The organism is Rubrobacter marinus, from assembly GCF_011492965.1.
In the GTDB taxonomy this organism is placed as follows: domain Bacteria; phylum Actinomycetota; class Rubrobacteria; order Rubrobacterales; family Rubrobacteraceae; genus Rubrobacter_F; species Rubrobacter_F marinus.
In genome coordinates this window covers 217,848-236,696 of record NZ_CP045121.1, presented here as the reverse complement: position 1 = coordinate 236,696, position 18,849 = coordinate 217,848, and the positions used below count along the sequence as shown (strand labels likewise).

Here is an 18,849-nt window from a genome sequence, read left to right as displayed (position 1 = left end):
ACGGTTAGTAATACGCTTACCTCCCGCGCCCGCCGGGCGGCCCCTACCTGGCGAACGAGAGGTAGGGCTCCTCCACCTTCGTGGGAGGGCCCGTCCCGCCCGACGCGTTGCGGAACTCGACGAGGTACGCGACGGGCTGGCCCAGGATCACCCACGTCACGGTCCCTTCGGCCCCGGCCTCGAAGCCGGCCGAGGGCGGGGCCGCGTTGAGCCGCACGGCGTCGCCCCTTACGAACTTGGTGATCCGACCGTCCGAGGGCGGCGCATCGTCCACGACGCCCGAAGGCTCGTCCGGCTCCTGGACCGGCGGTTCGACCTGCCGAGCAGGCGTTTCGGCCTGCGGGGAGGGCGGTCCGGCCTGCGCAGACTGCTCCTGCGCGGCCTGCTCCTGCGCGGACTGCTGCTGCATGGCCTGTCCCTGCGTCCGGAGCTCCGCGATAAGCTGGTCGAGCTGGTCGTCCGCGAGGCCGGTCTCTTCGGGCGCGTCGCCGCTGCCCCCATCGCTCGGCGCTCCGGCGTCGCTCTCGGGGGCCTCGTCCGGCGAGGCGAGGTCGTCGTCGAAGAGCGCGGACCGGGCGATCACGGCCCCGCTGGCGTTCACGAACTCGACGATGTACCTGACGGGCGGCCCCGGCGACACCTCGGAGACGATGCCGACGGTCCCGGTCGCGAGCCCCTCGGAGGGCACGTCCCTCCTGAGCCTCACGACGTCGTTGTCGTCGAACCTCCTGCCGTCCGCCGGCATCAGATCGGTCTCGTCCACCACGGAGCGCCCGACCACCCCGCTCGCGTTCAGAAACTGCACGTCGTAGGACGGCAGCTTCGTCCGGCGCACCTCGGAGATCGTGCCGACCATGCCCCGCTCCAGACCGTTGGCGGGGAGGGCGGTCTTGAGCCTGACCGCGTCGCCCCTCTCGAACCTCGTGGGCCTGCTGCCAAAGATGCGTCTCATGTCCTGCGATCAACCCTTCCGGCTCGCGTAACCTCGTCGATTCTACCGGCGTAACGCCTCTAACGCTCGGGATTTTCTCAGCCCTCGCGGTGGACGTCCATGCCCGCAAGAGGCGCGAGGCCCGGGCCTGGTGGGCCCGGGCCTCGCGTTGGCCGGATGCGCTGTCCGAGGCCGCGCCCCGGCGCGCCGGCCGGGGAGGTCCCTAGCCCTCCTGAGAGGCCACCTGCTGGGCCCGCTGCTGGGCGGCGAGGCGGGCGTTGAGGGCCCTGGCCTGGGCGGCGTAGCGGCGGTCCAGGGTCGAGGCCACGAGGGCGAAGCCGAGCACGAGGAGCGTGGCGAAGCCGACGCCGTAGCCGAGCGACCCGTGGCTGGCGTGGCTGCCCTCCATCACGCGGGCGAGGTCGAGCGCGGCGTAGGAGGCGGCGGCCATGCCGGTGTAGTGCATGCCGACGATCGCGACGCCCATGACGAGCGCCGCGACGCCCATCAGGACGAACTTCAGGTTGCCCTCGGTCCGGCCGAAGCGGAAGGCCAGGAAGAGCGCCACGACGGAGGCCGCGATCGCGATAAGCACGGAGAGCCCCACGACGGCGTAGTTCCAGTTGATCTCGACCGCCATGCGCATCGCCGCCATGCCGGTGTAGTGCATGCCCGCGATGGCGATGCCCATGATCGGGCCGGCGATCGCGAGCTGCTTGATGCCCATGCTCTCGCGGCTGACGGTGTACAGCGCGACCGCCGAAGCGCCCATCGCGATAAGCACGGAGAGGACCGTCACGGGCAGGTTGTAGCCCATCCCGACCTGCTCGCCGTTCACGTTCAAGCTCAGCGCCATCATGCCGACGAAGTGCATCGACCAGATTCCGAGGCCCATCGCCGCGGCCCCGCCGAAGAGCCAGACCTTGCGCGCCACGCCGATCGAGTTCACGACCCGCCCGGCGAGGTCCAGCGCCGTGTAGGCGGCGAGGGAGGCGATCAGGTACGAGAGCACCACCAGGACCGGGCTCCACGCGGTGTTCACGACGCCACCGCTCATTACTGCCATCTCTGCTTCGTTCATCTTTTCTTTTCCCTCCTGTTCTCCGCGCCGCATCCGCGCTTCTTCGACCGATCGGCGCCAGACGAATTGGCGCACGCAGATTTATCGGACGGCTCCCGGAAAAGCTTTAGCGCGGGCCGCGAGGGGCGTAGAAGGGAGAGGGGGACGCGCCGGCACGCCCCGCGGGAGAGCTACCGGCCGGGGTCTTGGTCCCGCGCCTCCAGCGCCTTCTGGTACTCGGCGTAGACCGCCTGGACGTCCTTCCACACGGCGCGCTTGGCGCGCACGAGGTCGTCGTCGCGCTGGCGGAGGACGTAGGCCGGGTGGAAGGTCGCCATCGCCAGTCCGCCGCCCACCTCGTACCACTTGCCGCGGTCTTTGGTGATCCTGAAGTCTTTGTCGATGATCGCTTTAGCCGCGGGGCCGCCGAGGCACAGGATGATCTCGGGCCTTATCGCCTCCCTCTGGCCCTCGAGGTAGATGTTGCACGCGTTGACCTCGCCGGCCCTCGGCGGGCGGTTCTTCATCCGGCCGCCCTCGGGCTGGGCCGCCCGGCACTTGACGACGTTCGTGAGGTAGACGTCGTCGCGGGTGAGGTCGACGGCCTTGAGGATGTCGTCGAGGAGCTTGCCGGCCCTCCCCACGAACGGGAGGCCCGTCGCGTCCTCGTTCTCGCCCGGCCCCTCCCCACGAGCATCAGCGGCGAGTACGGGTCGCCCGTGCCGAAGACCGTGTTCGTCCTGTTGAGCGCCAGGTCACACCGGGTGCACACGGAGACCTGACGCGCGAGCTCTCCTAGCCTCTCCTCCCGGTTCTCGCCGCCTCGGCGACGTCGAACAGGCTGTCCAAAGGACCTCCTCCAATGTATTATTCGACGGGCTGTTCCTACTGTTACGTAACTTAACACGGTGGCGGGGCGCATAGATGAGCATCATCGAGTTCAGGGGTGTGAACAAGTACTTCGGGGACTTCCAGGTCCTCAAGGACATCGACTTCTCCGTCGAGGAGGGCGAGGTCGTCGTCGTGATCGGGCCCTCCGGCTCGGGCAAGAGCACGCTCCTCAGGTGCATCAACGCCCTGGAAGAGATCTCCTCGGGGGAGCTGATCGTGGACGGGATGCGCGTCCACGACAGGGGCACGAACCTGAACACCTTGCGCAGCGAGATAGGCATGGTCTTCCAGAGCTTCAACCTCTACCCGCACAAGACCGTCGCCGAGAACATCAAGCTCGCCCCCACGAAGGTCAAAGGCGTCTCCAAGGGCGAGGCCGACGAGCGGTGCGAGAAGCTGTTGACGCGGGTCGGCATCCCCGAGCAGGCCAACAAGTACCCCGAGAGCCTCTCCGGCGGCCAGCAGCAGCGCGTCGCGATCGCCCGCGGGCTGGCGATGGAGCCCAGGATCATGCTCTTCGACGAGCCGACCTCGGCGCTGGACCCCGAGATGATCAACGAGGTCCTCGAGGCGATGGCCGACCTCGCCCGCGGCGGCATGACGATGGTCGTCGTCACCCACGAGATGGGCTTCGCCCGGCGCGTCGCCGACCGGGTCGTGTTTATGGACGAGGGCCGCATCGTCGAGACCGGGACGCCCGAGCACTTCTTCCGGGAGCCCGAGAACGAGCGCGCGAAGCGCTTTCTCGGCCAGATCCTGCACTCCTAGAGACCGCGCTACGCCCCCACACCCGTCCGAATCCTCCCCGGCGGTTGGCGGGGCGCGGGCGGCCTGGGTTAGGATGTCCCCGGCATTCTTCGGGAGGTGAATGGGTGGACGGCGTTCGGCGGTACATGGCGGGGGATGTCGTCAGGATGGGCCTGGTCCTGGAGCACGCGTCGAATCTCTCTCGCGTCTTCGTGGCCTTCTCGCACGAGCGGGACCCCCTGACGGAGCTCTACTTCGAGGCCACGTACTTCCCGGCGGAGAACAGCGAGTGGACGGCGGACGGCTCGAAGAGGACCCGGGTGATGCTCGAGGCGCCGCTCCCGCCGGAGACCGTGCCGGGCGTCTACGGGCTCAACCGCGTCAACGCGTTCTCGGTGGGCGGCAAGCTCTCGCGGCTGCGGGAGGAGGACCTGAGGGGCCTCCCCGGTACGAGCTTCGAGGTCGTCGAGGAGCCCGCGGAGCCGCCGACCGTCGCCGGCCTCGAGTTTCTTGCCTGATCCGCGCGGCCCCTTCGGCGCGGTAGACCGTCGGGATAAGAGGGAGGAGTAGGGATGTCGGACTCGGTAGGGGTACCGGAGAGCAGGGTCGAAGAGCCGGGGGGCTTGCGCAGGGCGATAGGGCCGCGCCTCCTCCTGCTCTTCATCATCGGGGACATGCTCGGGACCGGCATCTACGTGCGCGTCGGGAGCGTGGCCGGGGAGGTCGGGGGGCGGTCTGGGTCTCGTTTCTCGTCGCGTTCGTGCTCGCCGCCCTCACCGCCTTCGCCTACGCGGAGCTCGTGACGAAGTACCCGGGGCGGCGGGGCCGCCCTCTACGCCAACCGGGCCTTCAGAAACCCGTTCTTCTCGTTCATGGTCGCCTTCGCGGTCGTGTGTTCGGGGCTCGCGAGCGCGGGGGCGGCGGCCCGGGCGTTCGGCGGGGATTACCTGTCGGCGTTCGTCAACCTGCCGACGCTGCTAGTCGCGGTGTTGTTCGTGGCGGTGCTCTCGACCATCAACTTTATCGGCATCTCGGAGTCCCTGAAGACGAACCTCGTCCTCACCGTCATCGAGCTCTCCGGGCTGTTGCTGGTCATCGTCATAGGGGTGCTCGCCCTCTCGGACGGGAGCGCCGACGTCGGGCGTCCCTTCACCTTCTCGGCCGACACGGGCCTGGCGCTCGCGGTGCTGGCCGGGGCCTCGACCGCTTTCTACGCGCTCGTCGGCTTCGAGGACTCGGTGAACGTCGCCGAGGAGACCCAAGACCCGGCGCGCAGCTTCCCGAGGGCGCTCTTCGGCGGGATCCTCATCACCGGCATCGTCTACCTGCTCGTCGCGTTCACCGCCACGATGGTCATAGACCCCGCGAGGCTCGCCGCGGAAGAGACCGCCCCCCTGAGCCTCGTGATCACGGAGGGTCCGCTCGCGTTCCCGTCCCAGATCTTCAGCCTCATCGCGCTGGTCGCCATCACGAACACGGCCCTCGCCAACCTCATAATGGGCTCCCGCGTCGTCTACGGGATGGCCCGCGAGGGCGTCATGCCGTCGATCCTCGGCCGGACCCACCGGGGGCGGGGGACCCCCTGGGTGGCGATAGTCTTCGTCGCCGTGATCCTGCTCGCCCTCGTCACCTCGGGCGACGTCGGCGACCTCGCGGACACGACGGTCGTGCTCCTCCTCCTGGTCTTCACCGTCGTGAACGTCGCGGTCCTGGCGCTCAAGCGCGACCGGGTGGACCACAACCACTTCAGCGCCCCGTCGTTCATCCCGATCGTGGCCATCATCGTGATCGTGGTGCTGCTGGTCCAGCAGGAGGGCGCCATCTTCCTGAGGGCGGGCATCCTGCTCGTCGCCGGCGTCGTCCTGTACTTCATCAACTACTTCACGAAGCGCAGCCTGGACCGCAGGACCCCGGGGGCGCGCTAGGGGCCGAGCTTGGAGGCGTCCCTCCCGGAGAAGCTGGCGCGCGCCGTCGACGCCCGCCGCGGCGAGACCGTCCGGCTCCTCCAGGAGTTCGTCCGCGTCCCCTCCATAACCGGCGGCGAGGGGCCGTTCGCCCGCACGGTCGAGTGGGCGTTCCGAGAGACCGGGCTCTCGGTCGAGACGTTCGAGGCGACGCCCGAGGAGGTCGCGCCGTACCTGGAGCACGTCGGCGAGCAGGCCCGGTACGAGGGGCGGCCGAACGTGATCGGGCGCCGTAGCGGGCGCGGCGGGGGGCGATCGATCCTCCTGAACGCCCACATCGACACGGTCGAGGCCGGCGACCCCGCGACGTGGACGCACGACCCGTTCGCCGGAGCCGTGGAGGGGGGACGGGTCTACGGGCGCGGCTCCTGCGACATGAAGGGCGGCCTGGTGACCCACATCGCCGCGCTCCGGGCGCTAGCGGACGCACGAGTGGAGCTCGCGGGCGACGTGACCGTCGCGGCGACCGTCGGCGAGGAGGACGGGGGCCTCGGGGCGCTCGCCACCGTGCTGAGGGGCTACCGGGCGGACGCGGCCCTCATCACGGAGCCGACGCGCCTCGCCCTCGTCCCCGCGCAGGGCGGCTCCCTGGTCTTCCGGCTGACCGTCAGGGGGCGCGCCGTGCACGCGGCGGTGCGCGGCAGGGGCGTCTCCGCGCTCGAGAAGTTCGTCCCGGTCTTCGAGGGGCTGCGGGCGCTGGAGCGCGAGCGCGAGGCCTCGCTCTCGCACCCCCTGTACGAGGGCATCGAGGACAAGGCGCCCCTGAGCGTCGGGCTCGTGCGCTCGGGGAACTGGGCCTCGACCGTGCCGGAGAGCCTCGTCGCGGAGGGTAGGATCGGCCTGATCCCCGGGGAGCACCTCCGGGACGTCAAGGCCCTCGTCGCCGCGCGGGTCGCGGAGATCGCCGGAGGGGACTCGTGGCTCCGGGAGCACCCGCCGGAGCTCGAGTGGATCGGGGGCCAGTTCGCCCCGTCCGAGGTCCCGCGGATTCTCCCCTCGCCAGATCGGTCGCGGGGCCCACGAGAGGGTCACGGGCCGTGCGCCCGCGGTCGAGGCCGTCCCGTACGGGGCCGACATGCGCCTCTTCGTCCTGTTCGGGGGATGCCCTGCGTCATGTACGGGGCCGGGGACGTGGGGTGGCGCACGGCCCCGACGAGCACCTGAGCGTAGAAGACCTCCTGACCGCCGCCAAGACCGTCGCGCTCCTGCTCGCGGACTGGTGCGGCGCGGCGGGGTGAGGAGCGGGTTTGCGCCGGTGGTCTCCCAACCGCTAATATCCGCCCAACCCCCGGTTCACGGCGGGTGAACGATGCTCGAGGTTACAAGGGATACGGGAAGGACGTGGGTAGGGTGAAGAACTTCAGGGGCGCGGCGTTGCTCGTGCTGGCGATGCTGCTCTCGCTGTCGCTCGCCGCTTGCGGCGGCGGCGGTGGCGGTGGCGGGGAGCAGGCCGAGGAGATCGTCGTCGCCTCGGACATAGCCTACCCGCCGTTCGAGTACGACGAGGGCGGCGAGCCCGCCGGCTTCGACATAGACCTCATGCGCGAGGTCGGCGAGAGGGCCGGCTTCACGCCCCAGTTCCAGAACGTCACCTTCGACGGCATCATCGGCGGCCTCCAGTCCGGCAACTACGACGCGGCCATCTCCGCGATGACCATCACCGAGGAGCGCCAGCAGGACGTGGACTTCTCCGACCCGTACTTCAACGCCGACCAGTCGCTCATGGTCCGCTCCGACTCGGACATCCGGTCGACCGACGACCTGGCCGAGTCCAACGTTGGCGTCCAGATAGGGACCACCGGCGCCGACCAGGCGACCGCCCTGAGGGACGAGGGCGGGGTCGCCGAGGTGACGACCTTCGACACCGTCGAGGACGCCTTCGCGGCCCTGGAGAACGAGTCGGTCGACGCGGTCATAAACGACTTCCCGGTCTCGGCGGACAGGGAGCAGTCCAGCGGCGGTTCGCTGGAGATCGTGCAGACCATCCCGACCGGCGAGCAGTACGGCATCGCCTTCCCCAAGGACAGCGAGCTCGTGGGCAGGGTCAACGAGGCGCTGCAGGAGATAAAAGACGACGGCACCTACGCCGAGATCTACGAGAGGCACATCGGCGTGCAGCCCGAGGAGATCCCGTAGGGGCTAGGGGGACCGGGGCCTCACGATGAACGCGGCGGCGTACCTGCACCTCCTGCAGATAGACATAAACCCGAGCAACTTCAACCTGGGGCGGCTCAGGGAGCGCTTCCTGGACTTCGGTCTCGTCTTCGACAACTTCGGCCCGATCCTGGAGGCGGTGCTGGTGACGATCTCGCTGGCCTTCTTCGCGGAGGTCCTCGGGATCGTCCTCGGGCTCGTGCTGGCGCTGATGAAGATCTCCAGGAGCCGCCTCCTGCGCTTCCCGGCGCAGCTCTACATCGACGTCTTCCGGGGACGCCGCTGCTCGTCCAGATCATCATCCTGTTCTTCGCGTTCCCGCTCGTGGGCATCCGCTTCACGAGCCTGTTCTTCGCGGGGCTGGCCGCGCTCGCCCTGAACGGCGCAGCCTACGTGGCCGAGATCTTCCGCTCCGGCATAGAAAGCATCGACAAGGGCCAGATGGAGGCCGGCCGGGCCTCGGGCCTCACCTACACCCAGACGATGCGCTACATCATCGTCCCGCAGGCCTTCCGGCGCGTCATACCGCCGCTGACGAACGAGTTCGTCATGCTCGTCAAGGACACCTCGCTCGTCAGCGTGATCGGGCTCTCCGAGCTTCTGAGGGCCGCGCGCGTCCTCCAGTCCGAGACCTTTAACGGCACGCCGCTAATCGCCGCCGCGCTCATCTACCTCGCGATCTGCCTGCCCCTGATCTACCTGGCGAACGGCCTCGAACGCCGCCTGAACCGCAGAACGGCGTAGGGGCCGCGCCGGCCCCCACGCCTGACCTCCTAGCTCCCGGAGGGCTTGTTGCCGAAGAGCCTGTTCCGGGACTCCTCGTCGAGCTCGTTGATGTTCTGCCTCAACTCCTCGCCGACCTTGACGCCCTTCTGGACCGCCGGGCGGGCGCTCACGGCGTCGAACCACCGCTTGAGGTTCGGGAAGTCGTCGAGGTCCTGGCCCTGGTTCTCGTGGGGGACGACCCACCCGTAGACCGCGATGTCCACGATCGTGTACTCGTCGCCCGCAAAGTACTCGTTCCCGGCGAGGTGGCGGTCCATCACGCCGTAGAGGCGGGCGGCCTCGTTGGTGTAGCGGTCGACGGCGTAGGGAATGGTCTCGGGGGCGTACTGGCGGAAGTGGTGGGCCTGGCCTAGCATCGGGCCGACCCCGCCCATCTGGAACATCAGCCACTGCATCGCCTCGTACTTCTTGCGGGGCTCATTCGGGAAGAGCTTGCCGGTCTTCTCGGCGAGGTAGAGCAGGATGGCGCCGGACTCGAAGACGCTTATGGGCTCCCCGTCCGGCCCCTCCGGGTCGACGATGGCGGGCATCTTGTTGTTCGGGCTTATCCTCAGAAACTCCGGCTCGAACTGGTCGCCCGCGCCGATGTTCACCGGCACGACGTTGTAGGGAAGCCCCAGCTCCTCCAGGGCGATGCTGACCTTCCAGCCGTTGGGGGTGGGCCAGTAGTAGAGGTCTATCGTCTCGGCCATGCGTCCTCCAGGACTCGTACGTATACGTCGCGGCACATTGTATCGAGCCGGGGCGCGGCGGCTGTAGCTTCGGCCGACCCGCGCGCCCCCGGGGGCCCGGATCTTTGGCCCCCCGTCCGAGGCGACGCCCGTCCTCGACCGCCTACCATGATGCTCCTACGAGGAGACGGGGATGGAGATCCCGGAGGAGGCAGAGCGGGCGATGTGGGATTGGCAGGCGTGGCGGTGTTTCGACGAGGTGCGGGAGACGTTCGAGGAGAAGGGCTGGGAGCCGTGGCTCCCGGAGCGCCTCGACAACGAGGTCGTGCCGCTTCTGGCGGAGTCCGACGGGTACCGGATAGCGTTCTTCGCGCGCGACGGGAGGACGGGCGAGTGCGTCTTCGAGCTGCGCGACAAGCGGCGGCCCGTGGCGGTGTTCGTCAGGGGCACCGAGAACATACCGACCCCCGAGGGGGCCACGGACCTACTGGAAAATCGCGGTGCCGCCATGAGCCGCTCCTCTTCCCCCGCCGACCGCGCGCTGTACGAGCTTCCCGCCACCGTCGGCGGCTGAGGGACGGGCGCGAGGGCCGGGCGCATGCTACCGTGAGGGCGTATGCATAAGAACTTCACCTACTCGGACCCCGAGGGGAGCTTCACCTGGATCAACCCCGTCACCGTGCAGCGGGAGTACCTGGTCCCGCCCTCCGACCACGAGGAGGCGATCGGGCTGTTCAGGGAGCACCCCGACTTCGAGAAGCTCCGCGCGGCCTACAAGGAGGCGTCCGAGCCGGAGGGCGGGGCGACGAACGTACAGGACGCCGTCAGGTCGGGGCTGAAACGGGTCGAGGACCTGGCGGAGGCCATGCGCCGCGAGCGCGAGGCGAAGGGCGAAGACGAGAGAGGCCGGGGCCCCGTCGCCCCGGCCTGAACTTCGAAACTCTCGAAAAACTAAGAGGTCCGTCTCAGAGCAGAGAGCCCGCGCGTCCGCGGGAGGTTCCGCCGGACGGGGACGACGTCTCCTCCGCCTCGCCGAAATCGCGCATGACGTAGTCGGGGACGTAGTACTCGTCGCTGGTGCCCACCGGGGCATTCCTCCTGGATAGACCGGCGGGCTCGGGTACGGCCTCTTTCTTCTCCGACACGGGTCCTGCTCCTTCCTCTCGGAACTGTGCGGGGGAGCATATACCCACCACGAACCCTTGTGTACCGGCCGATCGGCCCAACTCGCGGCAGAGGCGACGCGAACGCTTACGCCGCCGGGCGAAACGAACGCGGGGGCTCGGCCGTACCGGCGCGGGGTCTCCGCAGAGACGACGACGGCAGAGCTACGAGAGCGTGGGGACGTCCTCGCTCCACCGCCAGATCCGCCCCTCGACGGACCTCCGGACCCGGAGCAGGCGTGTGTACGCCACGATCAGGGACGCGCGTTTTGCGAGGCTCCGGGGGTCTCAGGCGGGAGAAGAGCCGTCCGGCCTCGCGTACGACTCGTTCTGGTGGACCCTTCCGCCGACGAGCGTGAGGGGGTGGCGTTCGAGGATGGCGAGGGAATCCTCGGGATCGAGGTCGGCGAGGCGGTACTGGCAGATGGCGAGGAGCGGCACGCCGGGGACGTTGACGAGGTCGTCCGCCTTGGACTCGAACTCCATCGCCCGCTCGCCGCCGGGGACGTCGCGGGTGAGCCACGGGACGTCGGCGGAGAGCCTCAGGCCGTTGTACCCGGCCTCGACGGTCGCCGTGAAGAGGCCCTTGATGGCGTCGAGGAGGTGATCCGGGTCGAACTCGGTCCCCCCGTTGGCGAGCAGGGGGTCTCGGTCCGTCAGGAAGAGCAGGGCCTCGCCCTCGACGGTCTCGACGTCCACGCCCTCCTCCCGGAGGCGGCGGCGAACCTCCGAGGCCGAGGACTCCGGGGCGACGAGGACGCATCGCTCGCCGCGCTCGAGGCCGGCGGCGAAGGTGCTGGCGAGCACGCCGAGCACGGCGCCGGGCGCCTCGTGCATCGCGCAGACGTGGGCGCCGACGCTTATGCTCTGGGCTTGCGTGAAGGGGATGGCCTCGGTCATGCGGAGCTCACTTTCTTCCGTGGTGCAGGACTGTTTTGAGGGCCTCGACCACGGCGGGGTCGAACTGGGTGCCCGAGCCGCGTTCGATCTCGGCGAGGGCCTCCTCGTGGGTCATGGCCCTGCGGTAGGGGCGGTCGTTGGTCATGGCGTCGTAGGCGTCGATCACGGAGATCAGGCGCGCCGCGACCGGCACCTCGTCGCCGGCGAGCCCCGCCGGGTACCCTCGCCCGTCGTGGCGCTCGTGGTGGGCGAGGACCGCCTCGACGACGTTCTCGAAGCCGGCGATCCTGCCGATGATGTCGGCGCCGGTCGCGGGGTGGCGGCGCATCGCCCGCCACTCCTCCTGGGTGAGCCCGCCGGGCTTGTTGAGGATGGAGTCGGGGATGCCTATCTTGCCTATGTCGTGCAGCATGGCGGCGTACTTGACGACGCGGATCCCCTCGGGCCTCAGCCCGATCTCCTCGGCTACCTCCCCGGCGAGGGCCTGCGTCCTCCTTATGTGCTCGCCCGTGGTGTCGTCGCGCGACTCGAGCGCGGCGGCGAGCGCGGAGATGGCCTCCGTGGAGGTCCGCTCCAGGGAGGCGTAGAGGCGGCTGCGCTCGCGGGCGCGGGCGAGCTGGCGGGCTACGAGCTTCAGGGAGACGCCCTCGGCCTCGGTGTACGGCCGCGTCGGGCGCGTGAGGAAGACCGCCCCCTCGTCGCCGCCGAGCCCCACGCCGAGGAGGTGGTGGCCGCCGATGCGCCCCATCCAGGGGCTTCGGCCTAGGAAACGCACCTCGCGCAACGCTTCGAGGGTCTCTTCGGAGCCCTCGAAGCCCAGGGAGACGACGCCGCCGTCGCCGAGCAGGATCGCCCCGCCCGAGGCGTCCAGGAGCTCCAGGGTGAGGACGAGCACGGTCCGGTAGAGGTCCCCTTCCTCCTTGATGACGCCGAGGGCCTCCGAGGCGATCTGGACGACGCTCCCCTGCGCCGTCTTCTGGGCGGCGACCTCCCTGGCGTACGCGGCGTCGAGGGCCAGCGCCGCGACGCCCGCCGCGGCCCGCAGGACCTCCCTCCGCCCGTCGTCGAGCGAGCCGGGGTAGGCGCGGAGCGTGCCGACGTGTTTCTTGCCGCGGAGGATGGGGAGCTCCGCCGCCGTCCCGCCCGCCACGCCGCTCCTCGCCTCGAGGCCGCGCCCCTCGGTCACGGAGGCCGAGAGCGTGAGCGCCCTCAGCCCCAGGCCCTCCCGGAGCCCCACGACCATCCTCCGGAGCGCACCCTCGAGGTTCTCGGGCTCCACGACGACCTCCTCCGCGACGCCCGCGAGCACGCCGAACGTGCCGGGGGCGATCCCCCCGTCGAACCCGGATCGCGTATCGTCGGTCCTGCGCACGATCTAGTTATCGTCCACAAACGAGCGGCGCTTTAACCGCCGCCGCGGCCCGGTTCGCTCTCTTGTCGGCCTGGAGCCGCACCCCGGTTTCGCGTTCCCCGGAGGCTACCCTGCGGGCGTCGCCGCGGGGCCGGGGGGTTCCTCCCCGGCTGCCTCGCCGAGCTCGATGGCCGCGGTGCCCAGGGGGGTGCCCTGGCTTTGTATGAAGCGGCGCTCGGAGGTGTAGGCCTGGACCATCATCGCGAGCTCGACCTTGTCGCGCTCGGCGGGGAGGGTGCCGGCCTCCTCCTGGTCGGCGACCTCGGTGCCCTTCACGCCCAGTTGGGCCTCGAGCTCCCCGATCCTGCGGCGCATCTTCAGGCGTCCTCCGGGGGTCAGGCGCATGTAGACCCCTTCCTGCCCGGAGCCCTCGGGGCTGCGCATCGGATAGACCCAGGCGCTCCTCAGCCAGGATTGCAGGATCTCCGTCTTGAGCTCGTCCTTGTTTTTGAGCTCCATGGCCCCCCTCGCTCTCTCGTTGCCCCGACGCCCTAATGTACTACCCCCGGCGGCGAAACTTCAACGAGCGACCGCGCGTATAAGCGTGTATGGATGGAGCCTCACGAACCTCCTCTCCCGCAGCCGTCTGGGACGCGCTCGCCCGGGACCTCGGCGGCTCCTTCCGCGCCCGCGCCCGCGGGCTCCTCGGCTCGCGGTTCTCCCTGCTGGACCGTGGGGGCAAGGAGTGGGGCGAGCTACGGATGATGGGCTCGTACGCCGCCGAGGTCCACGCGGGGGGGAGCGTCTCGGAGATCGAGCGCACCGGCGAGTTCGGGGCGCGCTACCGGATGAGGACCGGCGGCGCCCAGACCCTCATCGCGGGCCCCGAGAGGCCGGGGGAGCCCCTCAGGATCTTCTGCGGCGGCAAGGCGTACGGGGCCGAGACTAACGTTCTGCGCAACGTATCGGTCGCGCGTCTCCTTGCGGGCGGGGACGAGGTCAGGCTCTCGGGCGGCCTCGCGGGCCGGAGCTACGGGGGGACGTTCCCCGAGAGCGACGGCGGCGCCCTGGCGGTCGCGGTCTTCTTGCTCTACCGCAACGTGGCGATCCGGCGAACGGCTTTCTGAGGGGCCGGGGGGAGGGCTTGCCGAGGACCGGAAGCGCGGGTAGTGTCGTGGACAACGAGCAAAGGAGTGGCCCATGCAGCAGGACCCGAACTACGGAAACGAGGGGGAGTCCCGGCTCCGCCGCATAAGGGTGGGGGGCGAGGGCAACACCGGAGACGAGACCAGGGGCGGCTCCGAGTACGGCTCCTTCGGGACGAGCGACCAGGGGCCCGCGACGGATGGCTCCAGCCTGAGCGCCAGGGACGAGCGGACGTGGTCCATGCTCTCGCACCTGAGCGTCCTGCTCAGCCTCATCACCGGCATCGGCGGCCCGATCGCGGCCCTCGTCATCTGGCTCGTCTACAAGGACCGCTCGGACAGGGTCGCGTTCCACGCGATGCAATCGCTCTGGTACCAGGTGGCGTGGATCGTGATCCTCGGCGTGGGCTGGACGATAACGGCCCTCCTCAGCCTGGTCGTCATCGGATTGCTCCTCGTCCCGGTGATGCTGCTCGCGACCTTCGTCCCCATCGTGCACCAGTGCTACGCGGCGTACAAGGTGAACCAGGGGACGGATTACCGCTACCCGTTCGTCGCCGACATGGTCGATCGGAACCACAGGTTCGGCTAGGGCGCCGGGAGGGGACGGTTCGTCGCCGGCCCCTCCGCCCAGGAGAACCTCAGGAAGACGGGTCGGGGAGGACGACCTCCGGGACCTGCTCCTCGTCCCTGGGCGTGGCGTAGACGGTGACGACCGTGCCCTCCGGCACGGCGGTGCCGACGGCGGGGTCGGTCCCCCAGACCACCCCGGCCGGGGCGTAGCCCTCGCGGTACTCGCGGACGACCCTGGACCTCAGCCCCTCGCTCCGCAGCAGGTCCCTGGCGTAGTAGTCGAACATCGTGTTCACGTTGGGCACCGGCACGCTCACCTGGGCCTGCTGCGTGGCCGTCGTCTCGGGGATCGAGGCGGTGCCGGAGGCTGACTCGTCGCCCGCGCCGGGCTCCGCCGGGGGCTCGGGGGCCTGCAGGGCCGGGGGCTGCTGGACGGGCGCGGCCGCTTCCTCGCCGCCGCCGGGCGTGAGGGAGCTCAGGTTGACGTAGCCCGCCGAGGAGGCCGTCCCGATCCCGAGAACGAGCAGGAGGGTCAGGACGCCGGAGGCGACGAGCGCCCTCGCGCGGCCCCGGCGGAGCCCGCCGAGGCGCACCCGGCGCGGGCCCCGGTCCGCCCGCGAGCCGCTCTCACGCAGGTTGCGCTGGAGGTCCTCCAGCATCGCGGAGGCGGAGGGGTAGCGGTCCCCCGGGTCCTTGGAGAGGGCCTTGAGGATCACCGCTTCGAGGTGCGAGGGGATGGCGATCTTGAGGTCGCGGGGCGGCGTGGGGTCGTCGTGCATCTGCTGTCGCGCCACGCTCCTCGCGTCCCCGGAGAAGGGGGGGCGGCCGGTGAGGCAGTGGTAGAGGAGGATGCCGACGGAGTAGATGTCGCTGCGGGGGGTGGTCTCGTCGCCGCGGAGCTGCTCGGGGGACATGTAGCGGGCGCTGCCGATGATCTCGCCGGGGTCCCCGGCGGACTCCTCTTCCTCCACGATGCGGGCGATGCCGAAGTCCGCGACCTTGACCTTGCCTTCTTCCGTGAGGAGGATGTTGGAGGGCTTTATGTCGCGGTGGATGACCCCGCGCCGGTGCGCGTAGGCCAGGGCCCGAAGGAGCTGGCCCACGATCTCGCGCACTGAGCGCACGTCCAGACGGCCACCGGGGGCGCGCCTGAGCATCCCCCCGACGTCCCCGCCGCCGACGTACTCCGCCACGATAAACGGCACCTCGCCCTCCCCGGAGATGTCGTAGACCCTGACGACGTTCTCGTGGTCGAGGGAGGCCATCGCCCGCGCCTCTTGCTTGAAGCGCGACCGGAAGGAGTCCTCCTCGGCGTACCGCTCGTGCAGCGTCTTCAAGGCCACGCGCCGACCGAGGATTGCATCCTCCGCCTTGTACACCACGGCCATGCCACCCGTGCCCAGGGTGCTGAGGATCCTGTAGCGTCCCCCTAGAACGGTTCCGACCTGGGCGTCCAGCGCCTCATCACCTCCGACGATTCTGTCCCCGAATAGCAATTATATAACCCCTGTCTGCGGCCAAACACGCCCGCGAGGCGGCGACCGTCCTGGTCCTCAACATGGTGCAGGTTAGCAAAAAAGGCCGCAACATTTGGTATCCGGGACGGCTCCGGGGGACGCGGCTTCGCGCATAATGGTCCGGGGCAGGCCGGAGGGACGGAGGAGGGGTAGGGCTTGAGGTTCGATCGGTACCTGGGCTACGAGGAACTGGCGGGGGAGCTGAGGGGGTACGCGGAAGAGTACCCCGGGCTGTGCAAGGTCGTTTCTATCGGGGAGAGCAGGGAGGGGCGCGGGATCCTGCTGGCCGAGATCACGAACGGCGAGACCGGCCCGGCCTCCGAGAAGCCGGCCTTCTGGGTCGACGGCAACACCCACGCCGGCGAGGTGACCGGCTCGATGGCGGCGCTGTACCTGATCCGGACCCTTTTGAAACGCCACGGCGAGGACGACCTGGTGACCCGCCTCCTGGACGAGGGCACGTTCTACGTCCTCCCCCGCCTCTCCCCCGACGGCGCCGAGCGCTACCTCACCACCCCCCACACCCTCAGGGCGAGCACCCGCCCCTGGCCCGAGCCGGAGGAGGAGCCGGGCCTCCACCCCGAGGACCTCGACGGCGACGGCCACATCGTGCAGATGCGCGTCGAGGACGAAGCGGGCGAGTGGCGCGTTTCCGACGGGGACCCGAGGCTGATGGTCCGGAGGCGTCCCGACGAGTCCGGGGGGAGGTACTACCGCGTGTACCGCGAGGGCCTCTTCAAGGACTACGACGGCTTCGAGCGCAAGATCGCGCGCCCCCTGTACGGCCTGGATATGAACCGCCAATACCCCTACGGCTGGCGGGAGGACCACGAGCAGCAGGGCGCCGGCCCCTACCCGCTCTCCGAGCCGGAGTCCAGGGCGCAGGTGGAGGCCCTGCTCGCGCGCAGGAACGTGTTCTCGCTCCACACCTACCACACGTTCTGCGGCGCCATCCTGCGCCCGTTCTCGGACAAAGAGGACGGGAAGATGCCCGAGCACGACCTCGCGGTCTTCGAGGCGCTGGGGGAGCGGGGCACGGAGCTGACCGGCTACCCGAACATCTCCGTCTACCACGACTTCCGCTACGCCCCGAACGAGGTCATCACCGGCGCCTTCGACGACTGGGCGTACTCCGCGTACGGCGTCTTCGCGTACACGGTGGAGTTCTGGTCGCTGGCGCGGGCGGCGGGCGTCGAGGTCGAGGACTTTATAGCGTTCTTTCGGGACCCGCCCGAGGAGGCGTCGCTCGCGATGCTCCGCTGGAACGACGAGGCCCTCGGGGGCGAGGGCTTCGTCCGTTGGAAGCCCTTCGAGCACCCGCAGCTCGGGAAGGTGGAGATCGGGGGTTGGAAGACGAAGTTCACCTTCCAGAACCCGCCTCCCGGTCTGCTCGAGGCCGAGTGCGAGAAGCTGACCCGCTTCGCCCTCGCCCACGCCTCCTGCGCCCCGCGTCTGGAGGCGGAGCTGGAGGTCGAGGAACTCGCGGACGGCCTCCGCAGGGTCGAGGTCCGGGTCAGGAACACGGGGTACCTGCCGACGAGCGTGACGAAGATCGCTCAGGAGAAGGGCGTCACGAAGCCCGTGAGGGCCGAGATCACGCCCCCCGAAGGGGCGAGCCTCGTCTCTGGCGAGGCCGAGGTGGACCTCGGCCACCTCTCGGGACGCTCGGCGCTCGCCGGGAACTCCTGGAAGAGCCCGGCGTTCTTCGCGGGCCTGCCCTCGGACTACGCCGCCCGAGCCCTGTGGGTGCTGCGCGGGGACGGTCCGGTGAGGGTCGAGGTGCGGAGCGAGAAGGCGGGTACGGTCCGGCTCGAGGGGTAGGGGGCTTTTCTAGGCGGGCCCGGTCGCGGCGCGGTCGAGCCTGACGACCACGAGGGCGGCGAGGAGCAGCGCGGCGCAGAGGTAGAAGGCGATCGAGAAGCCGCTCGCCCCCACGACGAAGCCGAAGAGGAAGGCGCCGAGGCCGGTCCCGGCGTCGAAGGCGGCGTTCCAGAGGGTGCTGCCGAGCCCGTACTCCTCCTTGGAGACGCGGGCCATGATCATGACGAGCGTCGCGCTCTGGAGCGCCCCGAACCCGAGCCCGAAGAGCGCGGCCCCGACAAGGAGCGCGGGCCCACCCTGCGCGAGGGTCGCCACGCCGAGCGCGGCGAGGACGAGGCCGGGGGCGAGCAGGCCCCGCGGACCGTTGCGGTCGGCGAACCGTCCGGCCCAGAGGCGCCCGAGCGTTACGGAGATCCCGAGCGCGAGGATGGCGGTCGCGGCCGAGAAGACGCCGACCCCGGGGGCGGCGAGCGGTAGAAAGGTCACGAGCACCCCGCCGACCATCGTTGAGACGGCGAAGATCACCACCAGCCGCAAGAGCGGGGGGCGCGCGAGGCCTTCGAGGAACCCGGCCCCGTCCGAGCGCCCGCCGCCCCGCACGGACCCCAGACCGAGAAAGGAGACGAAGCCGAGCAGGGGCGCCGCGCCGCCGAGAAGGAAGACGGGCTCGTAGCCCGAGCGCTCCACGAGCCAGAGGCTCAAGGGGTTGCAGAAGATGGCCGGGAGCGCGATGGCGATGCCGAAGAGCCCCAGGGCCTCCCCCCTGCGCTCCGCCGGCGCTATCTCCACGACGACCGCGCCGAAGACCACGGTGACGATGCCGAAGCCCACGCCGCGCGCCAGCGTGACCGCGAGGACGGCCGGGAGGCCGTCGGCCGTGGCGTACGCGAACGCCGGGAGGCCAAGGGAGAGCAGGCCGGCGGCGAGGACCGGCCGGTAGCCGAAGCGGGAGAGGGCGCGCGGCATCTGGGTCTGGGCGAGGACCGTCGAGAGCATGAAAGCGGCCGTCGCGAACCCCGCCCCCGTGCTCCCGCCGCCCACCTCGTTCGCGTAGAGCGGCACGACGGAGAGCAGCAGGTTGAACCCGACGAGGCTGGCCAGGGTAGAAGAGACCAGGGCCAGCATCGCCCCCGTCAGCAGCGTTCTCCCCTCGTCCCTCAAGGCACCCCTCCGTA

Annotated in this window: 21 protein-coding genes and 1 pseudogene; 13 read left to right on the top strand and 9 right to left on the bottom strand. The window is 70.0% G+C overall.

Annotation, left to right across the window (positions count from 1 at the left end):
• Nucleotides 1–43: 43 nt before the first annotated feature.
• From GBA65_RS01305 to GBA65_RS22610, 3 genes are all read right to left on the bottom strand, one after another.
• Complete coding sequence (locus GBA65_RS01305; protein WP_166395040.1) at nt 44–952, bottom strand: DUF4926 domain-containing protein; 909 nt, start codon at nt 950–952, stop codon at nt 44–46.
• A gap of 202 nt (nt 953–1,154) precedes the next feature.
• Entirely contained in the window at nt 1,155–2,012 is an 858-nt protein-coding gene (locus tag GBA65_RS01300; RefSeq protein ID WP_166395039.1) for an MHYT domain-containing protein, read from the bottom strand.
• Between the two features lie 170 nt (nt 2,013–2,182).
• Nucleotides 2,183–2,635: a uracil-DNA glycosylase gene (locus tag GBA65_RS22610; protein WP_207956311.1), complete on the bottom strand. Its 453-nt coding sequence runs from the start codon at nt 2,633–2,635 to the stop codon at nt 2,183–2,185.
• A gap of 286 nt (nt 2,636–2,921) precedes the next feature.
• Here GBA65_RS22610 and GBA65_RS01290 point away from each other — a divergent pair, with 286 nt between their 5' ends.
• From GBA65_RS01290 to GBA65_RS22595, 8 genes and pseudogenes are all read left to right on the top strand, one after another.
• Nucleotides 2,922–3,650, top strand: coding sequence for an amino acid ABC transporter ATP-binding protein (locus GBA65_RS01290; RefSeq protein WP_166398270.1), 729 nt, complete (start codon nt 2,922–2,924; stop codon nt 3,648–3,650).
• 104 nt (nt 3,651–3,754) lie between these two features.
• Nucleotides 3,755–4,147: a hypothetical protein gene (locus tag GBA65_RS01285; RefSeq protein WP_166395038.1), complete on the top strand. Its 393-nt coding sequence runs from the start codon at nt 3,755–3,757 to the stop codon at nt 4,145–4,147.
• Between the two features lie 54 nt (nt 4,148–4,201).
• On the top strand, nt 4,202–4,432 hold the full coding sequence (locus GBA65_RS22605; protein WP_207956041.1) for a hypothetical protein: 231 nt from the start codon (nt 4,202–4,204) through the stop codon (nt 4,430–4,432).
• A 66-nt stretch (nt 4,433–4,498) separates the two neighbouring features.
• Nucleotides 4,499–5,554: pseudogene (locus GBA65_RS01280) on the top strand (APC family permease); the annotation flags it as partial.
• Nucleotides 5,555–5,563: 9 nt separating this feature from the next.
• A complete protein-coding gene (locus GBA65_RS01275) occupies nt 5,564–6,757 on the top strand; it encodes an ArgE/DapE family deacylase (protein ID WP_166395037.1) in 1,194 nt (397 codons plus the stop codon).
• A gap of 177 nt (nt 6,758–6,934) precedes the next feature.
• Nucleotides 6,935–7,729 (top strand): basic amino acid ABC transporter substrate-binding protein, encoded by a 795-nt coding sequence (locus GBA65_RS01270; protein WP_166395036.1) that lies wholly within the window; start codon nt 6,935–6,937, stop codon nt 7,727–7,729.
• Between the two features lie 25 nt (nt 7,730–7,754).
• Nucleotides 7,755–8,126, top strand: a complete 372-nt coding sequence (locus GBA65_RS22600; protein WP_207956040.1) for a hypothetical protein — start codon at nt 7,755–7,757, stop codon at nt 8,124–8,126.
• On the top strand, nt 8,072–8,491 hold the full coding sequence (locus GBA65_RS22595; protein ID WP_266096533.1) for an amino acid ABC transporter permease: 420 nt from the start codon (nt 8,072–8,074) through the stop codon (nt 8,489–8,491). The genes GBA65_RS22600 and GBA65_RS22595 overlap by 55 nt, the downstream gene beginning before the upstream one ends.
• Before the next feature lie 29 nt (nt 8,492–8,520).
• Here GBA65_RS22595 and GBA65_RS01260 read toward each other — a convergent pair whose 3' ends face one another.
• Complete coding sequence (locus tag GBA65_RS01260; protein WP_166395035.1) at nt 8,521–9,225, bottom strand: glutathione S-transferase family protein; 705 nt, start codon at nt 9,223–9,225, stop codon at nt 8,521–8,523.
• A gap of 172 nt (nt 9,226–9,397) precedes the next feature.
• Between GBA65_RS01260 and GBA65_RS01255 the strand changes: the two genes are divergently transcribed.
• Together GBA65_RS01255 and GBA65_RS01250 are read left to right on the top strand one after the other, a co-directional pair.
• A complete protein-coding gene (locus GBA65_RS01255) occupies nt 9,398–9,778 on the top strand; it encodes a hypothetical protein (RefSeq protein ID WP_166395034.1) in 381 nt (126 codons plus the stop codon).
• Between the two features lie 42 nt (nt 9,779–9,820).
• A complete protein-coding gene (locus GBA65_RS01250) occupies nt 9,821–10,135 on the top strand; it encodes a hypothetical protein (RefSeq protein WP_166395033.1) in 315 nt (104 codons plus the stop codon).
• 520 nt (nt 10,136–10,655) lie between these two features.
• On the opposite strand, the gene GBA65_RS01245 is transcribed toward GBA65_RS01250, so the two are convergent.
• From GBA65_RS01245 to GBA65_RS01235, 3 genes are all read right to left on the bottom strand, one after another.
• On the bottom strand, nt 10,656–11,267 hold the full coding sequence (locus tag GBA65_RS01245; protein ID WP_166395032.1) for an MEDS domain-containing protein: 612 nt from the start codon (nt 11,265–11,267) through the stop codon (nt 10,656–10,658).
• Between the two features lie 7 nt (nt 11,268–11,274).
• Entirely contained in the window at nt 11,275–12,639 is a 1,365-nt protein-coding gene (locus GBA65_RS01240) for an HD-GYP domain-containing protein (protein WP_166395031.1), read from the bottom strand.
• Nucleotides 12,640–12,744: 105 nt separating this feature from the next.
• Nucleotides 12,745–13,137 carry a hypothetical protein gene (locus GBA65_RS01235; protein ID WP_166395030.1) on the bottom strand — a complete coding sequence of 131 codons (393 nt, stop codon included), beginning with the start codon at nt 13,135–13,137 and terminating at the stop codon, nt 12,745–12,747.
• Nucleotides 13,138–13,226: 89 nt separating this feature from the next.
• Between GBA65_RS01235 and GBA65_RS01230 the strand changes: the two genes are divergently transcribed.
• Together GBA65_RS01230 and GBA65_RS01225 are read left to right on the top strand one after the other, a co-directional pair.
• Entirely contained in the window at nt 13,227–13,745 is a 519-nt protein-coding gene (locus tag GBA65_RS01230) for a hypothetical protein (protein WP_166395029.1), read from the top strand.
• A gap of 73 nt (nt 13,746–13,818) precedes the next feature.
• Nucleotides 13,819–14,355: a DUF4870 domain-containing protein gene (locus tag GBA65_RS01225; protein WP_166395028.1), complete on the top strand. Its 537-nt coding sequence runs from the start codon at nt 13,819–13,821 to the stop codon at nt 14,353–14,355.
• 49 nt (nt 14,356–14,404) lie between these two features.
• On the opposite strand, the gene GBA65_RS01220 is transcribed toward GBA65_RS01225, so the two are convergent.
• Complete coding sequence (locus GBA65_RS01220) at nt 14,405–15,832, bottom strand: protein kinase domain-containing protein (protein ID WP_166395027.1); 1,428 nt, start codon at nt 15,830–15,832, stop codon at nt 14,405–14,407.
• A 177-nt stretch (nt 15,833–16,009) separates the two neighbouring features.
• Between GBA65_RS01220 and GBA65_RS01215 the strand changes: the two genes are divergently transcribed.
• The gene (locus tag GBA65_RS01215) at nt 16,010–17,674 is read left to right on the top strand and encodes a M14 family metallopeptidase (protein ID WP_166395026.1); all 1,665 of its coding nucleotides are present in this window, start codon (nt 16,010–16,012) and stop codon (nt 17,672–17,674) included.
• Between the two features lie 9 nt (nt 17,675–17,683).
• Here the strand turns inward: GBA65_RS01215 and GBA65_RS01210 are convergent, their stop codons facing one another.
• Nucleotides 17,684–18,835 (bottom strand): MFS transporter, encoded by a 1,152-nt coding sequence (locus GBA65_RS01210; protein ID WP_166395025.1) that lies wholly within the window; start codon nt 18,833–18,835, stop codon nt 17,684–17,686.
• Nucleotides 18,836–18,849: the final 14 nt, after the last annotated feature.